General features: G+C 52.2%; 18 protein-coding genes and 6 pseudogenes. 17 read left to right on the plus strand and 7 right to left on the minus strand.

Annotated features, from left to right (window positions below):
• Nucleotides 1–8: 8 nt before the first annotated feature.
• Nucleotides 9–836 (minus strand): annotated as a pseudogene (gene hexR, locus GPOALKHO_RS01995) (transcriptional regulator HexR).
• 300 nt (nt 837–1,136) lie between these two features.
• On the opposite strand from hexR, the gene zwf reads away from it, so the two are divergent.
• Nucleotides 1,137–2,612: a glucose-6-phosphate dehydrogenase gene (zwf, locus tag GPOALKHO_RS02000; RefSeq protein ID WP_406702752.1), complete on the plus strand. Its 1,476-nt coding sequence runs from the start codon at nt 1,137–1,139 to the stop codon at nt 2,610–2,612.
• A gap of 130 nt (nt 2,613–2,742) precedes the next feature.
• A pseudogene (locus tag GPOALKHO_RS02005) lies at nt 2,743–3,161 on the plus strand (keto-deoxy-phosphogluconate aldolase); the annotation flags it as partial.
• A gap of 353 nt (nt 3,162–3,514) precedes the next feature.
• Here the strand turns inward: GPOALKHO_RS02005 and GPOALKHO_RS02010 are convergent.
• Nucleotides 3,515–3,763, minus strand: coding sequence for a hypothetical protein (locus GPOALKHO_RS02010; RefSeq protein WP_406702754.1), 249 nt, complete (start codon nt 3,761–3,763; stop codon nt 3,515–3,517).
• 195 nt (nt 3,764–3,958) lie between these two features.
• Here GPOALKHO_RS02010 and GPOALKHO_RS02015 point away from each other — a divergent pair, with 195 nt between their 5' ends.
• Together GPOALKHO_RS02015 and GPOALKHO_RS02020 are read left to right on the plus strand one after the other, a co-directional pair.
• Entirely contained in the window at nt 3,959–4,315 is a 357-nt protein-coding gene (locus GPOALKHO_RS02015) for a hypothetical protein (protein WP_406702755.1), read from the plus strand.
• 211 nt (nt 4,316–4,526) lie between these two features.
• Nucleotides 4,527–5,272, plus strand: a pseudogene (locus tag GPOALKHO_RS02020) (prolyl oligopeptidase family serine peptidase); the annotation flags it as partial.
• Here the strand turns inward: GPOALKHO_RS02020 and GPOALKHO_RS02025 are convergent.
• Nucleotides 5,236–5,433, minus strand: coding sequence for a hypothetical protein (locus GPOALKHO_RS02025; RefSeq protein ID WP_406702757.1), 198 nt, complete (start codon nt 5,431–5,433; stop codon nt 5,236–5,238). The pseudogene GPOALKHO_RS02020 and the gene GPOALKHO_RS02025 sit on opposite strands and share 37 nt — an antisense overlap.
• A 211-nt stretch (nt 5,434–5,644) precedes the next feature.
• On the opposite strand from GPOALKHO_RS02025, the gene GPOALKHO_RS02030 reads away from it, so the two are divergent.
• Nucleotides 5,645–5,971, plus strand: coding sequence for a hypothetical protein (locus GPOALKHO_RS02030; protein ID WP_406702758.1), 327 nt, complete (start codon nt 5,645–5,647; stop codon nt 5,969–5,971).
• 303 nt (nt 5,972–6,274) lie between these two features.
• Here the strand turns inward: GPOALKHO_RS02030 and GPOALKHO_RS02035 are convergent, their stop codons facing one another.
• The gene (locus tag GPOALKHO_RS02035; RefSeq protein ID WP_406702760.1) at nt 6,275–6,502 is read right to left on the minus strand and encodes a DNA polymerase III subunit theta; all 228 of its coding nucleotides are present in this window, start codon (nt 6,500–6,502) and stop codon (nt 6,275–6,277) included.
• A gap of 1,115 nt (nt 6,503–7,617) precedes the next feature.
• Between GPOALKHO_RS02035 and GPOALKHO_RS02040 the strand changes: the two genes are divergently transcribed.
• The 6 genes and pseudogenes from GPOALKHO_RS02040 to GPOALKHO_RS02065 all read left to right on the plus strand — a co-directional run bounded on the left by GPOALKHO_RS02040 (nt 7,618) and on the right by GPOALKHO_RS02065 (nt 10,594).
• On the plus strand, nt 7,618–7,764 hold the full coding sequence (locus tag GPOALKHO_RS02040; protein ID WP_406702761.1) for a hypothetical protein: 147 nt from the start codon (nt 7,618–7,620) through the stop codon (nt 7,762–7,764).
• Nucleotides 7,765–8,485: 721 nt separating this feature from the next.
• Nucleotides 8,486–8,826: pseudogene (locus GPOALKHO_RS02045) on the plus strand (EscN/YscN/HrcN family type III secretion system ATPase); the annotation flags it as partial.
• Between the two features lie 110 nt (nt 8,827–8,936).
• Nucleotides 8,937–9,059 carry a hypothetical protein gene (locus GPOALKHO_RS02050; protein ID WP_406702763.1) on the plus strand — a complete coding sequence of 41 codons (123 nt, stop codon included), beginning with the start codon at nt 8,937–8,939 and terminating at the stop codon, nt 9,057–9,059.
• Nucleotides 9,060–9,228: 169 nt separating this feature from the next.
• The gene (locus tag GPOALKHO_RS02055) at nt 9,229–9,417 is read left to right on the plus strand and encodes a hypothetical protein (RefSeq protein ID WP_406702764.1); all 189 of its coding nucleotides are present in this window, start codon (nt 9,229–9,231) and stop codon (nt 9,415–9,417) included.
• A 636-nt stretch (nt 9,418–10,053) separates the two neighbouring features.
• Entirely contained in the window at nt 10,054–10,380 is a 327-nt protein-coding gene (locus tag GPOALKHO_RS02060; RefSeq protein ID WP_406702766.1) for a hypothetical protein, read from the plus strand.
• The gene (locus tag GPOALKHO_RS02065; RefSeq protein WP_406702767.1) at nt 10,370–10,594 is read left to right on the plus strand and encodes a flagellar biosynthetic protein FliQ; all 225 of its coding nucleotides are present in this window, start codon (nt 10,370–10,372) and stop codon (nt 10,592–10,594) included. The genes GPOALKHO_RS02060 and GPOALKHO_RS02065 overlap by 11 nt, the downstream gene beginning before the upstream one ends.
• A 301-nt stretch (nt 10,595–10,895) precedes the next feature.
• Here GPOALKHO_RS02065 and GPOALKHO_RS02070 read toward each other — a convergent pair whose 3' ends face one another.
• Together GPOALKHO_RS02070 and GPOALKHO_RS02075 are read right to left on the minus strand one after the other, a co-directional pair.
• A complete protein-coding gene (locus GPOALKHO_RS02070; RefSeq protein WP_406703329.1) occupies nt 10,896–11,189 on the minus strand; it encodes a hypothetical protein in 294 nt (97 codons plus the stop codon).
• Nucleotides 11,190–11,582: 393 nt separating this feature from the next.
• On the minus strand, nt 11,583–11,765 hold the full coding sequence (locus GPOALKHO_RS02075; protein ID WP_406702768.1) for a hypothetical protein: 183 nt from the start codon (nt 11,763–11,765) through the stop codon (nt 11,583–11,585).
• Nucleotides 11,766–11,890: 125 nt separating this feature from the next.
• Between GPOALKHO_RS02075 and GPOALKHO_RS02080 the strand changes: the two genes are divergently transcribed.
• From GPOALKHO_RS02080 to htpX, 5 genes and pseudogenes are all read left to right on the plus strand, one after another.
• Nucleotides 11,891–12,109 carry a hypothetical protein gene (locus GPOALKHO_RS02080; RefSeq protein ID WP_406702769.1) on the plus strand — a complete coding sequence of 73 codons (219 nt, stop codon included), beginning with the start codon at nt 11,891–11,893 and terminating at the stop codon, nt 12,107–12,109.
• A gap of 1,234 nt (nt 12,110–13,343) precedes the next feature.
• Nucleotides 13,344–13,794, plus strand: a pseudogene (locus tag GPOALKHO_RS02085) (GAF domain-containing protein).
• A gap of 95 nt (nt 13,795–13,889) precedes the next feature.
• Nucleotides 13,890–14,549, plus strand: coding sequence for an RNA chaperone ProQ (gene proQ, locus GPOALKHO_RS02090; RefSeq protein ID WP_406702771.1), 660 nt, complete (start codon nt 13,890–13,892; stop codon nt 14,547–14,549).
• Between the two features lie 17 nt (nt 14,550–14,566).
• Complete coding sequence (gene prc, locus GPOALKHO_RS02095; protein ID WP_406702772.1) at nt 14,567–16,606, plus strand: carboxy terminal-processing peptidase; 2,040 nt, start codon at nt 14,567–14,569, stop codon at nt 16,604–16,606.
• 186 nt (nt 16,607–16,792) lie between these two features.
• A complete protein-coding gene (htpX, locus tag GPOALKHO_RS02100; RefSeq protein ID WP_406702773.1) occupies nt 16,793–17,674 on the plus strand; it encodes a protease HtpX in 882 nt (293 codons plus the stop codon).
• Between the two features lie 67 nt (nt 17,675–17,741).
• Here the strand turns inward: htpX and GPOALKHO_RS02105 are convergent, their stop codons facing one another.
• Nucleotides 17,742–17,900: a hypothetical protein gene (locus tag GPOALKHO_RS02105; protein WP_406702775.1), complete on the minus strand. Its 159-nt coding sequence runs from the start codon at nt 17,898–17,900 to the stop codon at nt 17,742–17,744.
• A gap of 650 nt (nt 17,901–18,550) precedes the next feature.
• Here GPOALKHO_RS02105 and GPOALKHO_RS02110 point away from each other — a divergent pair.
• Nucleotides 18,551–19,156: pseudogene (locus GPOALKHO_RS02110) on the plus strand (IclR family transcriptional regulator C-terminal domain-containing protein).
• Nucleotides 19,157–19,186 lie beyond the last annotated feature (30 nt).

Consider the following 19,186-nt stretch of genomic DNA (forward strand, 5'->3'; position numbering starts at 1 on the left):
TACCTTCGTTAAGGTCCTAGTTCCGTTTTATTAAAGCGCGATTCTTTAGGGCATCCTTGACCCGTTTTAAGTTACCCTGGAATTTTGCGCCGTGCCGCAGCATAAAGCCGGTTGCCAGGACATCGATCAGGGTTAACTGCGCCAAGCGTGATTTCATTGGCATAAACATGTTGATATCTTCCGACACATCCAGCGCTAGGGTCAATGACGCTTCCAGCGCCAGCGGCGAGCACGGCGAGGTGATGGCGATAACCGTAGCATCATTCTCTCGCGCCAGCACCGAGAGTTCTACTAACATCTTGTGTGGCCGGTATGAGAAATCAGCACCACGACATCGCCTTTGCCGGAATTCATGCAACTCATGTGCTGCAAGGCGATGTACTTCCGAGTACACGACCGGGATATGAAACGGAAAAATTTGTCCATCGCATCATGCGCTACCGCTGCCGAAGCGCCAAGACAAAAGGAGTCTTCTTAGCTTGGGTAAGCAAGTCCACCGCGCGGTTCACCGCGGCGATATCCAAGCTGTTTTAACCTGTTCCAGACTTGCCATCGCAGACTTGAAGTTTTTGGGGTATAGGAATCCACGCTATCATCTTCATCCACGTTACGATTTACACCAGACTCTAGGCGAGATGCAATTCAAAATCAGGATAGCCTTTGCTTCCTAAACGGCGGTAAAAACGGTTGACGGTTGGTTCACTGACCTCTGCCGTGCGCGCAAGGATGGCGATGCTGGAATGGATGGCGGTTTGTGGCAGGATGACTTCTGCGACCTTACGTTCGGATTTGCTCAGTAACTCCAAGTGAGTATTGATCTTTTCCAGCATGTTCATAAGTGTATAGCTCATGGATTTTGCCGATTTCACATAAAGGAGAAATCATGACCGATTTAATGAAATATACTACGAGCCGGTAGTCAAAGACAGCGAAACCGGATGGCCTTAGGTGTTTTGCCAAAGTATGACTCTAACTTTCAAAGCGGTAAAATAACCATAATGTTGTTAATTAATTACACTGTCGAAAACAAAGTCTGCCAAAACACGGGATTCTGGCGCGTTATTTTTGACGTTTCTGTCGATGTCAAAAACACCCTAACTATTTAATAAAATTACCAATCCTGCAAGGAGAAGAACATGGCGGTAACATCCATAGCCCAGGCCTGCGATCTGGTTATTTTTGGTGCGAAAGGCGATCTGGCGCGGTGTAAGTTGTTGCCCTCGTTGTATCAGCTGGAAAAGGCAGGTTCACTTCATCCGGAAACCCGTATTATCGGCGTTGGTCGTGCGGACTGGGACGTCAAAGCTTATACCAAGGTGGTGCGTGAAGCGTTAGAAACCTTCATGAAGGAGTCTATTGACGACAAATTATGGAAGAACCTGAGCGCGCGGCTCGATTTCTACAATCTGGATGTCAACGAGACCAAGCATTTCAGCCGACTTGGTGAAAAATTGGATCAGCAGGCGCGGGTGACGGTGAACTACTTCGCTATGCCCCCCAATACTTTTGGAGCAATCTGCAAAGGTCTGGGCGAAGCTGGTCTGAACGCCGAACCGAGTCGTGTCGTAATGGAAAAACCACTCGGCACCGATCTTGACTCTTCTAGAGCGATAAATAATCAGGTCGCGGAATATTTCAACGAGAGCCAGGTTTACCGCATTGACCATTATCTTGGCAAAGAGACCGTGCTGAATTTGCTGGCGCTGCGCTTCGCCAACTCGCTTTTCGCTTCGAATTGGGATAATCGCACCATCGATCATGTGCAGATTACGGTCGCCGAGGAAGTCGGCATCGAAGGCCGCTGGGGCTATTTTGACAAAGCTGGCCAAATGCGCGATATGATCCAAAGCCATCTTCTGCAGATCCTGAGCATGATAGCCATGTCGCCGCCATCGGATCTGACCACCGACCGTATCCGTGATGAAAAGGTGAAAGTGCTGCGCTCGCTGCGCCCCATTGATCACAGCAATGTCCGTGATACTACTGTGCGCGGGCAATATACCGGTGGGTTCGTGCAGGGGAGAAAAGTCCCCGGCTATTTGGAAGAAGAGGGCGCGAATAAAAACAGCCGCACCGAAACCTTCGTTTCTATACGTGTCGACATCGACAACTGGCGCTGGGCTGGCGTGCCGTTTTATCTGCGCACCGGCAAGCGTTTGCCGACAAAATGTTCCGAAGTTGTGGTTTATTTCAAAGACCCGGCGCTTAACCTATTCCGGGATTCCTATTATCAGCTGCCGCGGAATAAATTGACCATCCGTCTGCAACCTGACGAAGGAATGGATATCCAGATCCTGAACAAAGTACCGGGTTTGGATCACAAACACCGTCTGCAGACTACAAAATTAGATCTGAGCTTTACGGAAATTTTTAACCAGGATCATCTGGCTGATGCTTATGAACGGTTGCTGCTGGAAACCATGCGCGGTATTCAGGCGCTGTTCGTTCGCCGTGATGAGGTGGAAGAAGCCTGGAAATGGGTTGATTCGATTATGGAAGCCTGGGAGGCGGATAATGATACGCCGAAACCCTATCAGGCCGGGACCTGGGGTCCAGCAGCTTCCGTCGCGATGATTACACGCGATGGGCGGTCGTGGAATGAGTTAGAGTAACGGCCGGCGTTAGCCCGCCGTCAGACAACCGTCAGGCAACGTTCCAGCCGCACGCCTTCACGTGCGCGACGTGGTAAATTTATTGAAGGTAAACGGGAGTTAGCAAAACATGAATAACTGGAAAACCAGCGCGGAAACCATCCTGACTCCGGGGGTCGGTTGTGCCCGTCATCATTCAAACAGCGCGCAGTTTGTCATTAGCTCGGTCTGACCGAGCCGCCGCTAAAGGGCCGCCAACTCCGGATCGATTCCATTAATTCCCTAGATTATCACCGTATCGGAGTTGATGCTCGACATGGATTATGGTCTGCATGAGTTCAAGTTTTCCCCGGCGGAAGCCAACGGCGGTGTTAAAGCTCTGCAGGCGTTGCCGGTCCGTTCTCACGGGCGCATTTCTGCCAAACCGGCGGACATTGCGCCAGCAAACTTACCATGATTTCTGATCCTGAAGAGCGTACTGTGTATCAGCGGATCCTGACGGGTGCCCAATGATGCGTTGGAGAGGGGCGACTCTATGTTCATATCACGCAATTGGCAAAAAACGCGGTCGTTTTTCCCGAGCATGACCGCCAGTGCTTTTCGCTGTCGTCCTGGCTGCGCCATCGTCACCGTGACTCTTTTACCCTTAACCAGCGGCATTGACACAGTGATTCATTTCTACTTAACCGCACGCTCGTTGCGGCGAATGCCCTTCCCGACGCCCGTTACCTTTGTATGGCACATTAACCAGTGTAAGTGCTTGTTAATCGCATGGTATCTAGGGCTAGCCACCGGGAGTCCCTTAGCCCTCTGGCGACTGTCGGTGAAATGCTGTCGCGTGGTTTACCTAGCGCCTAAACGTCATTCCAGTTTTTAAATAAACAGTCTGGCCAAGGAACATTCACTCATGCCGACATGAGGGCCTACTCGGGCGGCGTTCGATGCTCGCCGGGAGACTGGTTTAACGTATCGGTAATGTGGCGAATGCGCGGATGCGAAGAGAATGGCAGCGGAAGGTTCTCCATCGGCATATTGCCAAACTGTTCCAGCATGACGATAACAAGGCGCCCGTTGGCGAATCCAGCGCATAGTCCGCCAGGCCGCTCTGACCAAATGCAAATAAGCTGTTGCAGCAACGGAATAATGAATAACGTACAGCCGTGTGCCGACATCCAGGAAATGTGGGCTCCACGAACACGAAACAGAAGTGGGCATTAACGGTGGCGCGATTACTGTGCGGAGTATTTCCCGAGATCCACACTGCGCAATGGAGCAGTATACCATTAAAGCGCATCGGTGAGTTCGCAGGTCATACCGCCCCGCAGAGACATGTCAATTACTTTCTACGGTGATGATTATTACTGGTTATGCGATGCTGGTTATGCGATGATAAGTGTGAAGATCCGGTGGTGCTGAATTATCTCAAGCGGGAAAATACCTACGGCGAAATGGTGATGGCCTGGCATGAAGCGTTCCGGGATCAACTATTCACGGAAATGATGGAGCGCATACCCTTCAGCAAGGCGAGTGAGAGATGGCGCTTGACGGCAATCAATACGCCGCCATATACAATGGGTGCGTTGAAAATCATCCCAGATAACTGCATTATAGCCGTCGCGGAAGATTTTATCCAGCCGCCTCCAAGTATGGCGCCATGTGGTGGGCAGGCCACGCAGGACGAGATGATCTATAAAGAACAAGATGACAACTTTAGCGTGCTATAAGATCACGTTGGAGCGCTATATTCTTATCGCCCTCGGCAGCACCACCTCCGGTGAAATTCCACCGCTCGACACAGACGATCCAAAGGCGAAACCGCACAGGTTTTTGCCACGGCGGCACGAGAATATCCATTGGATCATTATCAGGGCCACGTCTACATCCGCTCCAATCGCGACGGAATGTCGCACTATACGCGGCGCAACCGGAAAACTCTGGCAGGCGTCAATCCCGGTGCGCAAGGACCGTGGTACTGGAAAACTTCACGCTGTTTCGCGATTGGCTGGCGCTAAAGGGACGCCATGTGTGGCTCACCAGCCTGCGTCAAATCCCTTGGTCGACAGGCGAAGAAAGGGATCGCGTTTGATGATCCTACCTACGTAACCTAGCTAAAAGCGCGCAGATGCGTTACGGTTATTCCCCCATGACGACGCCGACGACCTCAGTCAAGAGTGGTACGAGGACGGCAAATTATTCAACAAGATGAATACGTTTAATGATTTTATCGACATCAGCCGCGAACTATTAGGGTATGGCTATGCCGAGCAGGACTTTGCCATGAGCGGCAGCGCTGGCAGGCTGTTGATGTGGCGGTCATTAATTGGCGCCGTAGCTGTTCAATGTGTGGTAGCCCAGGTATCCATTGTAGATATGGTGACCACTATGCTGGATGAATCCATTCTGCTGACGATCTGGCGAATATGAGAAGCGGGGAAATCCGCAGGATGGAGCCTCCTATATTCAGCCATTATGACCAGGTACGTGCGCAGGCTTATCCTCATTTGGGTCTGCATGATTCGCAGGTGCAGTATTGAGAGCCGGCGAAGTGGGTTACCAGACTGCGTAAAGTGAAAACTGACAATCATTGCTATTGCTGTGCACCAATATGTATTCCGGCCACGGCAGAAACCGGTCGCTTCAAAGATTATGAAGGGGTATCGATGGAATATACTTTTATCTGATGCTCACCAAAGGCGGTGTACTTCGCGGGCCGTTCAGGAGAGATGATAGTTGAATCAGCGGAGATAACCGGGGCATCACGAGCGATCTGTGCCAGATACTGGCTGCGGTAGTTACCAAATTTCAGGCTAAAGAGTAACATAGCTTCATTACTTATCGCCACAATCTCCTCAGGGCTCTAGCTGAAATCCTACCATATCTTCCTGTGGCTTAAGCGCATAACGCAGATATTGATTGTCGTACTGATACCAGGGTGCAATTTGCGCGCCAGTTTCAGGGTGTGAAGATTCACGCCGCTCGTCTCCGGCAACATCCGCCTGTCGAATATGGTGTTATGCGCGACTAATAGGCGCTGCTCTGGTAACGGCCGATACGTGCGCGATGCGGGGTTTATCCGCCACCATCTCTTCGGTGATATGGTGGATATCCATCGCGTCCAGTCTAATGGGGCGTCCCGGATTCACCAGATCGCCTATAACATTGCTGATGCCCATATCGCTAAGGTCCAGCGACACAATTTCCATGACGCCTGCATCAAGGCCTCAGGTTTAATCACGCTAAAGGTAATAATAGGTTTTGTGCTGGCACAGTTGCCTTATTATGACGCTTTAAATAAAAACCAGCTGGGAGAGCGGGTTGATAAGAAAGGAAGCGGCGAGGCATTACACAATGCCGGCAGACGTTTTTGCTGTGCTTTTTAGCACGCTTTTCTTGTGGGGTTTTTAACGGTTTCTTCCCTCTCAGTGGCAGACCGGAAATGCTGGATTTATTAACTGCCGATTATCGGTCGTTAGCAACACAAAGTATGCTATTTTGTGCCGCAACAGAATAACCGACATTGCGGTGCCGGGACTGCCAGTAAAACGCGGTGCATGGTGCGCTAAGTTTTCGCATGACGCACATCGCCCTTACCAATTCGGGCACATAGGCGAGGGTTTTGCCTTCAGGAATAGATGACGATGAGACAACGCATGTGGCACATGGCGCGCAGCCCTCTGAAGAGGTTACTTGTGCGGCTTGTAGGGGAGGCGTGAGAAGTTGAGTGAAGCTTGTCGGTAGAAGGCTACGCGAGTACGGAAATAGTCGCGCAACTGTGCGGGTTGGTCCTGCTCCACCTGTTCCTCCACCACCGGCATACTATAGCGTTCTTTGAACGCCACACCAGACGCCGCCAGATCTACGTTAATTTTATCGCGCGTTAACTCATCAAGATTGGCCAAATTGTACGTCATCGTGACTCCTCCCCTCCCGGTTCATTGCAGCTCGGTATTCAAAATAAAGCAGCCGACGACGGTTTGCAAGCCGATGGGGGTGGAATGGTGAATAATAATAGTTTTTATTTTGTCTTTGGCATCTGCGCGGTAATACAGAATGGCGGAATAATAATTAATTAAGCATGCAAATAATAAATCCTTATCAATACAAAATGTTGGTATAATAGCGGAGTTAAACAAATGAGCGCATGGTATAATGATAAAGGATAAGGGCGCTAACCAGTAAACCCACTGCTAGACATACGCCTCCTGTTTGATTATCTCAATGGCACCGGCTGGAGACTATCGAAGCGCCAAACATGCTTACCAGCATAAGCAAATGATTGCACAGAAGATTAAGACGCTTATTCTACATTCCAGATTCCACCTCCTGCGGTGGTATGTCACTGAGCAGCACGAAAAGATGTTCAAGTCAATCCTCGATAAGCTGGCGCTGGTGAACACTAACGCCAGTTGCCTGTCTTTATCAATTAGGATCTTAAGAAAATGAATGGCGATAACAGCGTCAATAACCACAATGTAAACGCCTGCCTCTGAAGAATATCCGCTTCGTGGATCAGGCATTGGATCGATATGCGCTACGCTTTTAAAGCGCGGATAGGGTTCAAGCAAGTTAATGGTGCCATGGATGATCAATTCATGATCATCCATGAGCGGTATTTTATAATTATTCATAATAGATATTTGTCCAGGGCATGACGTAATTGACTATCTGTTACCCAGATAGCGGGAGGCCCATTCTTGACCAGATTGTGAGTTATGTGCTTTGGCGCAGCAGATCGCTGCCTGCTGACAGAAAGGACGTGGTTAATCGACTGTCTTGTTCGTTCAGCAAAATGTCACGCTGAAGTTGATATTCTACGGCGTAGCTCATGCCGTCAGCGGCGGCGAGGAAGGTGATATCTCACCAAAGAGAGTGCAACATCTGCCGATAAACTCCCGATTAACCATCGCATTATCCACCGGCAGAAGACGCAGCCGCCAGAGCTGTACCGGAATATTGCCAGCAGTTTCTGGCCATACGGTTTGCCTGGTAGGAAAAGTAGTTCGGCGGCGGAGAAGGGCTTGTCCTCGTGACCGAACTGCCCATCATCTTCGCTAGATTGGCGGCGATGGCGAGTCCAAGACCAGTGCCCTGCATAGTTATCTCTGGAGAACGGGGTAAACACATCCGCCTGATCTTTCAATTGCCGGACGGCGGTGAAGGTTGCTCTGACTGACTGCGCTATCACCATCCATTATCGTAGGGCGCTAATCAAATATCCCTATGATTTCTAGACGGAGGCTGCTACGCCCACCTTAACCCTTATCGAAAACGGCTTACGCGATTTACCTGTGCAGGCCGAGCAGTGGCAACGCCGCCTTCGCGCCATCCAGTGTCACCTGCGGTAGGCGATGATCTCGCCACAAGGCGAAGATATTTTCAACAACATTTACTTTCGTTATCACGATGCCCCATTGAGTTGCTGACATGACGACGCCAAATATCAAGTTATAACGCCACAACAATGATGTCTAACGGGAAGGGGAGCAGTGAAAGGCAAAAACTATTGCTGATTGTATGGGTAATACTAAAACTGCTAAAGGAGAGCTATCGTCAATTCGATCCGGTCTCGATCACTTATTTGACCATTGAGATCGTCGGCAAAGCTGGCTATTTGTCGAATAGTTCAGTGTGCGGCTGGCGGTTCTTAAGCCTCTTGGGATATTGCAGGAGACATCATGGAATGAGATTTGGTTACTGAACGGAATTTATAACAATTCATCCAGTTGGCGATCTAGACGACTTGCCCGGTGTCAGACGCTATGTGCTGGCGTCATGCGCACGGCGAAACTTATTTGCACCACCGCGGAGGCCGTCTCCCTCCGCCGCCGACGCCTTGTGACGGGGTTACAGCGCTGGACTCTGCCTGTTCACCGCCCTGCCCGCGGCTGTACGCTCTGTTTGCGGCGCTACCGCGGTTGCTGAAGCGTGCCGGCATGTGAACGGTTAGCAGCATTACCGCCTTCTATACCGTAATTGATGGATAATTGATGGAAGGAGACAACATCAATGAGCCACTTGCCGACGAAGTCCGCTCCCTGCTGGATGGGCATTCTGGGGGATAGCTACTTCCCGGCGATCGATGTCTTTGGAGGCTTGAGTCGCATCATGCCGTTGATCGTAAGCGAGGTGTATCTATCGCTTGCGGCGGTGCTGCGTCACTTCTATCGGTTTATCGATTTACCGCAAGGTGGAGTTACTGGTGCGGGTCGGCGAGTACCAGCGTGACTATGATACGTTGTTGGAGGCTGGAGGCGGCGCTATGCTGCCTTGATGCTCTGCAGCGGCACTTATGTGGCTAACCGAAGCAGCAGACGCGGGTAACGATAATGAAACCGGGTAACGATAATGAAACAGCAAGAAAAACTCGTGCTGGTACTAACGGATGAGTCAGCGGACGGTCTGCAATATGTATCGACGATGCACTCTATGACTGCGGCTACCGACGACAGTATGGCAGGACTGGCGTGAATCCGTGTTGAGTCGACCGATTGGACGGCGATCGCAAAACCGCGAATGGCGTCGATTGTCGCCTGGGTCCTCGCGCCGTTGTTGGCGCAGGAACTGATGCTGTCTCTATGGATGCCGCCCCGATCGTGCAGCGTCCTGGGTCGTAACCTGACCGCCAACAGGCCCTTCAATGGGTGTTAATGGTGTTGCCGGCGTGCGTATGGCGCAGGCTGGTCGCCGCAGCGACTCCCGCACGCGGATTGCCGACGCATCGTTCCCGTTTAGGGTGACGCTGAATCTCGGCGAGAGTAATCTGACGCTAAAAGAGCTGCGTCAGCTTGGGCAGGGTGCGGAAATACGACTATACATCGCGGGCTGAGAAATATGCGTTAATCCTGCCAGTGCCATGGTATTACGCATTACATGGAAAGGGGAAAGGATCGTGGAAATAGACGCGCTCATGCAGGATATCGCGTGTAGCTAGAGCAGGACGCAGCCAATGATGCCCAGATGCCCTCGCCGGATTGTGCGGACCCAGAAGTAGGCGATGACGGTGCAGCTCAGTCGTTACCGCCTGACGTCAGCTTCACCTTGACACGCTACCGCAGCGAGTGCGGGTAGGCGTGGGTCAGGTGACGCTGACGGTTGGTGCGCTGCGCTAGTTTTCCACTGGAGATGTCATATCGGCCGGGTGACCGGCTGGTTTTCCACTGCGTCTACAGGAAAATCCCGGGTCAGGGGAACTCATTCGCTGCGAAGACATCCTGCTGATGACACCCTCTGGTATCCTGTGGATCAGGCTAACATTGTCTCATTAACTCACTCACCCTGCTAGCAATCGATCATCCTGCTGGTGGTCCTTTTCCTACTGCTGCTGGCGATGGTGTTATCAATTTTGCGCAATGCGCTGGGGATCCAGTATAGGCGCCACCCAACATGGCGTTATACGGCCTGACGCTTATCATATCGCTGTTCATCATGGCACGCCTTAGCAGTGAAAGCCCAATAGTATCCGGTGGCCGCGCCTGACGACCCGCCGTGGACGCGCGGTTACGACAGCAAAGTGCTGGGCGCCTATCGCCAGTTTTTCTGCAACGCTGATGAGAAAGAAATTCGCTATTTCCACGACCTGACTCTAGCCAAACTTGACCGGAAGAGGTGCGCCGGCGGGTCAGGCCGGACTCGCTGCTCTGCTAGCGGCGTTTACCGTCAGCCAGCTCAGGCAGGATTTTCGCATCATGTATTATTGGCGATGGAAATGATGATGGTCTCGTCGATGACGATTTCACCGCTGTTCAACCTCTTTATTTTTCTGCTGACGGGCGGTTTGGTTGGGACTTGATTCTCTTGAATCTGGTGAAGAGCTTTTATTGGCGTTAGTGGCGTTAGTGGCGTCAGCCGTTGGTATTCTGGTCAGCCTGTTTCGGGCGTTAACGCAAATTCAGGAGGGGGCTATATGCCAGGCCTTGCCGCAAAAGGATCCGCTGGCGCTGCTGCACGCTGCGCCATTTATCCGTTATGATCGCACATTGTTTAGCGGCAGGATGGTCAGTTAATTTTTGCGGCTCGAGTGTGCCGCTAGGGGAGTTGTTGACCTTTACCGTGAATGGATTGTAGTAATGCGTTACAATTGGCGTTAATCGCTACTGCATTAGGTGGTAATCGGTTTTTTGTGTGCCGCGACGGTGGCCTAATTCCCACCAGGTAATGCTGCATATGCTAGTGTCAGCTCGAAGTACGGGCTGTCGCCGGATTTGCGCTACTCCAGCCGGGCCAGATCGCGCGAATTACGGTGGTGATTTTAGGGTAACAGCCGATCTCGTCTGGCGGTCGTTCATGGAGATAATCGACTATCCGTTACCGGGGATCCTCTATGTTGAATCTCTGCACGTGGGGCACGGGCGGCCCACTCAAGCGGTAGCCCATCCGAGAGAAACACGCTAGCCCGGGCCTGACCAAATATAGCCCCGCAACCACCAGCGCTTGGCCGGCGCTCGCGCTGGGCATGAGCCGCTGCGCCAGCCGGCTAGCTTGACGAGGAACGGTGTCTGGCATTGCCACCAGCGGCAGATAGTCTCCCTTTGCAATAGTCTGCAGTCCGCCGGCTAAACCGCCGAGCGCGGAACGCGCCAGGGTGGATACGCCACCCATCACCGGCGCGATGGCAAAACCACCCACCACCGCAAGCGCGCACCACGCACAGCGTACTGCCCGGCAGTAGGATGGGCAGTAGTGGGTCGTAAAGCGTCAGTTGTATATCGCCGGTCATGGCGATGGCAAGGGGTGGTACCGATTAGGAGCAGCGTTGCACCGGTCAGGGTGCCCAGCGCATCCGTCGAGGATGGATTGCCCACCAGGGCATTGGCGATGATGAAACTCATCTCACGCCGCAAAACCAAACTGTTCCTCGCCTTGTGCGGTGGTATAGACACCGGGGATTAGTGCTGCTAAACCATTCTCCATTATTGCCATGTCCAGCCGGCGCTCCTACCGAACCGACGGCGGTCTGCATACCGCCAATGCTGATGCTGCCAGCGGGGTTGCTCATATACCCCGGTAGCTGGCTTCGCTGTGTAAATCCATCATCTGCTGCGGCGTGAGATGGCACGGCGTGGCTAGGTCCACCAGATTCACGCCGTACTCGCCCCGTAACTGACCGGGATAGTCCAGCACTTCGCCAGGTGGCCCGCCGCCTGGCTGTCTCAGAAGTTCCTGCAGCTTCGCCACCAGCTGCGTCTGTCTGATCTGTCTGGAAATCGTAGGCGATGGTCAGCGTCCGATAATTGTTGGTCAGCGAGAGGACGCCGATCAGCGCCCGCGCCCATGACTCTAGCCGCTAGCGCAATGATCCGTTGATTCATCTGTTCATCGATGACTTCCCTGAAGTCCACGTAAACCGCCTGATCGACAATGGGCAAATGCGCCACAGGGAGTATTTAGGCTTGTTGCAGGCGAATATCCTGTTTGCGGGTGTTTTGGAATACTTTTGGCATACTGAAAAGGCTGTCAATGCACAGCGTTTTCCTGTGCCTAGTAATAGGCATGCCAGCGTGCCGCATACGGCTAACTGAAAAATAAGCGAGAGCTTTGAGGCGTGGGAAATGGGGAATGGTGGGCGCATGCTGGAGATCGTTAGCTAGGCAAACATCGCCCGCGGCTTCCTGCCTGGGATCCGGAAGTGATGCATAGCACGCTCAGCATGGCCCACGTCAAGGCGTCGCTGCGATACCAATCCCGATTTTTATGATTCAAATTCTTTGAGATAGTCCAGCGCAGATAGAACGGCGGATCGTTTATTAAATCGGCGCCCTGCGCCGATTTGCACTGTCGTCTTGGTCATGAATAGGCCTCTTACTACTGTGAGATAAGAAAGACGCACTCCTACGACAAAGAGTTATTGCAGTATGGCGCAAGTAGCACGAAAAGCTAAATCCTGCCTTAGCATCTTAGACTTCTATCCCTTTAGCATCTTAGCGCTCGCTGCCGACTAACTTTCCTTAATCGCTTCGCGCCATACTCTTCACTCGCTAGCTGCCAAGGAGGGGCGGGCACCCACGCCAGACCGTCATGCCATCAGTTCGACGGCGCCGCGGTTTTCCATTCTTTTTTATTTTTCGCCATAGAGTAGAAAATGCTCGCTCTCAGTCGCCTTCGCCGCCAGCGGCGGCGAAGTAGCAAACGCGATGCCGACGCGGACGAATTGCCAGAAAGTGCGAACTTGATGTCGTAATCGGAGGCGAGTCAAAAACGGAGTTTGTGCGCACCAGTTGTTGATACTGGCGGCTTGATGCGTAGCGCCACATAAACTCGGTCAGCCAGCGCGTCGAGGGTCAGACCATGACCGTACTCATCTCGATGCCGCGATACAGCACTGGCATTCCAACCTCTAAACTGCTGGTTTCCCGGGTATCTATGACGACATTCAGCCCATTCAGATAACTGGAATCGGTGATGGTGGTCTACTGCAATTCTAATGCGCGCGCGGCCGCCCCTTTGCCCGGCTCAACGTTATAATATACGGTTGTAGCTGCCTTTCTAGATGGTTTACCTAGACGGCGGAGATTTCCGATATCACCACTGAAAACCACGTGCTGTTGACGGTCTGAGCCAGCGCTAGGTTATTGCAAGTGGAAAGCTTTAGCGTCTCCATATTGGCCGACGTTGATACCCAGATAGCGAATAGGTATGCCGGGGAGAGCTGGCGTCGTAGGTGCGTAGCACGTCTGGCTGCCAACCGCCGGCGCGGCGTTTTCAGAACAGCAAGGCTCACGAGATACACCTTTCACCACAGCGGCGCCCGCCAAATTGTTGAAACTCACCACCCTTGATGGCGAAACGCATTTTATCGTTGTACTGACCAACGCCAGCGCTTTACTTTATAAACGTCTGGAGGGGTAAGCTGGGCCGGTTTTTATTTACTCGAGGGTGATATACTTGTGCTCGGACCCTTTTGAGGAAATGTCTTATGCATGCGCACCTCGCTGTGTAAAGCGTCTACGGCGCCGTAGCGGCGGAAAACCGGATTTCGGCGATGTGCATGCTTTCTGGGCCATATTGCCTGCGACGCTGTGCCAATAATTCAGCAATCATAATGCCTATCACAATCGATGAACGCGCGGTAGAGGTTTTTGATATCGATAGCACGATTTATCAACGCTTCGATCAAAATGATGAAGATGGACTGAAAGCGGTTGTGAATTACCTCTGCCGGCGGTTGGAAACCACCAATCTGTGCAAATTTATCACTAATATTTGATAATGATATAATGTGGCATTTGCTGATGGCATTATTATAATGGCGCCTGTTCATACCTGCGCTGGCTGGCAAACCTGTTGTAATCAGGAAAATTCATGGAAAATCAACTTAAGTTGAACAGCAGCAAAGAAGTCATTGCCTTTCTGGCGGAGCGTTTCCCGCTCTGTTTCACGGCCGAAGGTGAAGCCAAGCCGCTTAAGATCGGTATTTTTCAGGACCTTGTTGAACGAGTTCGGGGCAAAGACAATATCAGCAGGACGCAACTGCGTTCCGCATTGCGCCTTTATACTTCCAGCTGGCGTTATCTTTATGGGATAAAGCTTGGCGCGCATCGCGTTGATCTCGATGGGAATCCCTGCGGCGAGCTAAAAACGCAGCATGTTGAACATGCGCGCAAACAATTAGAGGGAGCCAAGGCCCGCGTTCATCTTCAGCACGCTGCCCAGCAGGCGAAGAAACGTGAAAACGACGAGGCCACTGCGACTAAGCGGCCCGTTAACAGTGACGCTGTCATGCCTCGAAAACCACCCCCCGAGCAAGAACGTCCTGAGTCTGCCTCCAGGCAGCCGGCACCGACCGTCAAAACCGTGCCTGTCACCGATATTTCCACTTTGCAAATCGGCCAGGCCATCAAAATCAAAGTGGGTAAAAATTCCATAGACGCAATCGTCATGGAAATCGCCAAAGAAGGGGTACGAGTGCGGCTCTCTTCCGGGATGGCTTTGATAGCACGCGCAGAACATCTGCAGTTCTGATACGGAGGCCACCAGGGTTGAGCACATTTGTCAGAGTCGCCATGATGGCGGGGGTGCTACTAGCAGGCGGGACAATGGCGAGCGGTGACATCACCCGCGCCGATCAGATCCCGGTATTAAAGGAAAAAGCACAGCAGAAAACAGTGAGCCAGCGGGTCAGTGCGCGTTTTACGCGATCGCACTATCGCCAGTTCGATCTGGACATGGCATTCGCCGGCAAAATTTTCAGCCGTTACCTCAACATGCTCGACTACAGTCACAATGTGTTGCTGGCATCAGATATTGTGCAGTTAGCCGCCAAAAAATCACAACTGGCCAATGAGCTTAAAAGCGGTAAGCTGGATTTGCCGTATGCAATGTACAACCTGGCGGAAAAACGCCGATTTGAGCGTTACCAATATGCGCTGGCGCGGTTGGCGAAGCCGCTGAATTTCAACGAAAACGATGCCATCGAAATCGATCGCAGCAAAGCCCCCTGGCCTAAGACCACCGCTGAGCTCGACGCGCTATGGGATGCCCAAGTGAAGTATGACGCACTGAATCTCAAGCTTACCGGCAAAGATGAGCAAGAGATCCGCGACATTTTAACAAAGCGCTATCAGTTCGCCATCCGGCGCCTGGCGCAAAGCAATAGCGAAGATGTTTTCCAGCTGATCATGAACGCTTTCGCCCATGAGATCGATCCACATACCAATTATCTTTCCCCGCGCAACACTGAGCAGTTCAACGCAGAGATGAGCCTGTCGCTGGAAGGCATCGGTGCGGTATTGAAAATAGATGACAATTACATGGCGATAAACTCGCTGGTGCCAGGCGGCCCGGCGGCCAAAAGCAAAGCTATTACCGTCGGCGATCGCATAGTGGCTGTAGGCCAGGCCGGCAAACCGATGGTGGATGTGATTGGCTGGCGACTGGATGACGTGGTGTCGCTGATAAAAGGGCCGAAGGGCAGCAAAGTGCGCCTGGAAATCTTGCCTGCCGGCAAGGGCACCAAAACCCGCATCGTCACCGTTACCCGTGAGCGTATTCGGCTTGAGGATCGGGTTGTAAAGATATCGGTGAAAACCATTTGCAAGGAAAAAGTCGGCGTTTTGGATATTCCCGGTTTTTATGTTGGCCTGACCGATGATGTCAAGGTGCAACTGCAAAAGCTGGAAAAACAGAACGTGCAAAGCGTCATTATCGATTTGCGCGCTAACGGCGGCGGTGCACTAACAGAAGCCGTATCGCTATCTGGGCTGTTTATTCCTAGTGGGCCGGTGGTGTTAGTGCGCGATAACAACGGTAAAATCCGCGAGGACAGTAATACCGATAGTATTGTCTACTATAAAGGACCGCTGGTGGTGTTGGTGAACAGGTTCAGCGCCTCTGCATCGGAGATCTTCGCCTCGGCGATGCAGGATTATGGCCGAGCACTGGTGGTCGGCGAGCCGACCTTCGGCAAAGGAACAGTACAGCAATACCGTTCACTGAACCGCATCTATGATCAGGTGCTGCGCCCGGAATGGCCGTCGCTGGGGTCTATCCAATACACTATCCAGAAATTTTACCGGGTCAACGGCGGTAGCACGCAACGTAAAGGTGTGGTGCCAGATATCATCATGCCAAGCGGCACCGAAACCGTCGAAACTGGCGAAAAATTTGAAGATAATGCGCTGCCCTGGGACAGCATAAACGCGGCCACTTATACCAAGGTCGGTGATTTGAAGCCATTCTCAGCCGGGTTGCTCAAAGCACATCAAGTGCGCATCGCCAAAGATCCTGAATTCCAATATATCCAACAGGATATCGCGCGTTTCCACGCTATGAAGGAGAAACGCAATTGGGTCTCCCTCAATCTCGCCCAGCGAAAGAAGGAGAATCACGAGGATGATATTATCCGGCTTCAGCGGACCAACGAGCGGCTGGTGCGGCAAGGTAAAAAACCAGTGAAGAATCTGGAATCCATTCCTAAGGATTATAAAGAACCGGATCCCTATCTGGATGAAACAGTACAAATTGCGCTGGATCTCGCCCATGCCGAGGCCGTCTACTACGCTACACCGCCGGCAGGGTAGCAACGTCATCAGGCGTCTTAACCGGTGCCCTTTGCCGCATCTCAAAGAAGGGGTCGAAAAGTTTAACAAAATGTAAAGTTATGTCTTTTAGCAATTTATCGACGCGTAATGCTTGAAAAACGCCGCCAAAACTCTAGATTAACGTTGCGCAATGGGCGTGATCATTTCCGAGGGACATGACATTTTATGATGCGTATCGCTCTTTTCCTACTCACTAACCTAGCGGTGATGGTGGTGTTCGGTATTGTGCTTAACCTCACCGGGATTCAGTCCTCCAGTGCCGCCGGATTAATAATAATGGCCGGGCTGTTTGGTTTTGGCGGAGCTTTCGTTTCGCTGTTAATGTCAAAATCCATGGCGCTGCGCTCGGTCGGCGGCGAAGTGATCGAGCAGCCGTGCAATGAAACCGAACGTTGGCTGCTCACTACCGTCCGCCGGCAGGCGCTGCAGGCCAATATTACCATGCCGCAGGTGGCGCTTTATCACGCGCCCGATATCAACGCTTTCGCCACCGGCGCCAGACGTGATGCCTCGCTGGTGGCCGTCAGCACCGGTCTACTGCAAAATATGAACCGCGATGAGACTGAGGCGGTCATCGCTCATGAAATCAGCCACATAGCCAACGGCGATATGGTGACCATGACCTTGATCCAGGGCGTTGTGAACACTTTCGTTATTTTCGTTTCGCGGATCCTAGCTCAGCTGGCGGCGGGGTTCATGTCATCGGATCGCGACGAGGATCAAAGCGGCAATGGTAATCCACTGGTCTATTTTGCCGTCTCCATAATGTTGGAATTGGTGTTCGGGGCACTGGCAAGTATTATCACCCTGTGGTTCTCACGTCATCGCGAATTCCATGCCGATGCCGGTTCAGCCAAGCTGGTGGGGTGTGAGAAAATGATCGCGGCGCTACAGCGGTTAAAGACCAGTCATGAACCGCAGGAAGCCAGCAGCATGATGGCGTTTTGTATCAACGGCCGCAATAAGACATTCAGCGAACTGTTCATGTCCCATCCCTCGCTGGATAAACGGATTGAAGCACTGCGTTCTGGCGCCTACCTGAAATAAGGCGTATCGCGCCTTGCGGTGGCGGGCTGCAAACCACAGAACGTTGGTCGGTTACCGCTCATACTGCTCATGAGGCGGTCGGGAAATGACGATGCTTCAAATCCGTGCCGCGCTGGATTTTCAACACGCCAATCCGTTCGGGATTTGAGACGTCGCGTTTATTTCCTAACACGCCCACCAACACCAGCCTGGTGTGCGTGCCGCTGTCGCAGAACAGGTTAAACATTCACGCCTTCATCAGCGCGCTGACGGTGTTAAAGCGCTGGCCACTACTGTTTGGTCAGCGGCGCGCTGCCATCAGGGTATTGATTGCTATACCGCGGCTCAATTAACGTACCTTGATACTCATCACCGCTGCGGCGCAGAGCCCTGTAGGACACGGGCGTCATAGCATCAACAAACTGTCAGACAGCGCACACAGCAAAGACATCAGACAGAACACCGCAAGGCCACATTGATAGACGCGCCAGTGCCTGTACACCTACACATCGCCGAGGCTGGCGAAGGAGAGCAATGAAACGATGACGCCAGTTGATAGGCATTGGCCACCCAAATCGATGCAGTCGGACTAGCGTGGAATTCACGAGCAATCGTTGGTAAAGTAACGTGACGTCATCCAAGACCGCATAAGACACTCAGCACAATCGGTAGCTCCGTAGCGCTGCGGCAGGGGAACTGCGTCATAGTTGATGTAGGTTATTAAGGTTCGTTCGTCTGTAAAAACACTTTTATTGCAGCCGGCGAGGGTGCGTTTCGCACGGGAAATGCAATCCAATACTAACTAACGCGTGACGACGCAGCCGAACTGCTATTGCGAATTTCACAAGCCGCGGCCTTGTCGCTATACTAGACTGCCATTACAGGATACTTATTAACATAGCGATAGTAGAAGTCGACCGGCAACCCGATTCGGTGTCGTCAGTACTGAGCGGGTCATGATGTCGAAAAGTACCGTGTACCGCTTCCTGCAAACGATGAAATTCCTTGGTTACGTCGCGCAGAATGGCGAATCGGAAAAGCACTCCTTAACGCCCAAACTGTTTGAGCTCGAAACCTCACGCTCACCTCGGCGAGTTGGATGAAGACGGCATCGTCTACGTCCATAATAAAATGATTTGCAGTAAAATTTATGCGCGCGTTGGCCGCCGTAAGCCGCTCTACAGTGCCGCGATTGGAAAAGTGTTGCTGATCTGGCGTGACGTCACTGAGGCAGCGGCATTTCCACTCGTAGCACGTCCCGCGCCGCGGCGCCAGGCGAGGATAACAGGGAACAGGGTGGCCGCGCTGTATCGCGGTACCGATTTTTAATCTCCTTGGCGTTATCATTTGCCGGCATGAGCATCTTGTTTCCAACGATCCGCTTTTTCGAAGCGGCCAAAATGATTATGTCAAAATACTGCACAACGTGGCGCGCGCCATCTCCTGTCGATAGACTATCACGACCATTGTTTTAGCCCCCAAAGACAGAACCGGCTCGCTTAATCCTCCCGTTCGGGTGCTCACGCATATAAG

Origin of the sequence: Sodalis sp. (in: enterobacteria) (assembly GCF_036327475.1) — a bacterium.
Taxonomy (GTDB): Bacteria; Pseudomonadota; Gammaproteobacteria; order Enterobacterales; family Enterobacteriaceae.

Excerpts from the sequence above, each read along its gene's own strand:
- zwf (WP_406702752.1), top strand. The coding sequence starts at position 1,137 with ATGGCGGTAACATCCATAGCCCAGGCCTGCGATCTGGTTATTTTTGGT.
- GPOALKHO_RS02010 (WP_406702754.1), bottom strand. The coding sequence starts at position 3,763 with ATGTCGGCACACGGCTGTACGTTATTCATTATTCCGTTGCTGCAACAG.
- GPOALKHO_RS02015 (WP_406702755.1), top strand. The coding sequence starts at position 3,959 with ATGCGATGCTGGTTATGCGATGATAAGTGTGAAGATCCGGTGGTGCTG.
- GPOALKHO_RS02035 (WP_406702760.1), bottom strand. The coding sequence starts at position 6,502 with ATGACGTACAATTTGGCCAATCTTGATGAGTTAACGCGCGATAAAATT.
- GPOALKHO_RS02050 (WP_406702763.1), top strand. The coding sequence starts at position 8,937 with ATGAAACAGCAAGAAAAACTCGTGCTGGTACTAACGGATGAGTCAGCG.
- GPOALKHO_RS02055 (WP_406702764.1), top strand. The coding sequence starts at position 9,229 with ATGGGTGTTAATGGTGTTGCCGGCGTGCGTATGGCGCAGGCTGGTCGC.
- GPOALKHO_RS02070 (WP_406703329.1), bottom strand. The coding sequence starts at position 11,189 with ATGGGTGGCGTATCCACCCTGGCGCGTTCCGCGCTCGGCGGTTTAGCC.
- proQ (WP_406702771.1), top strand. The coding sequence starts at position 13,890 with ATGGAAAATCAACTTAAGTTGAACAGCAGCAAAGAAGTCATTGCCTTT.
- htpX (WP_406702773.1), top strand. The coding sequence starts at position 16,793 with ATGATGCGTATCGCTCTTTTCCTACTCACTAACCTAGCGGTGATGGTG.
- GPOALKHO_RS02105 (WP_406702775.1), bottom strand. The coding sequence starts at position 17,900 with ATGTTTAACCTGTTCTGCGACAGCGGCACGCACACCAGGCTGGTGTTG.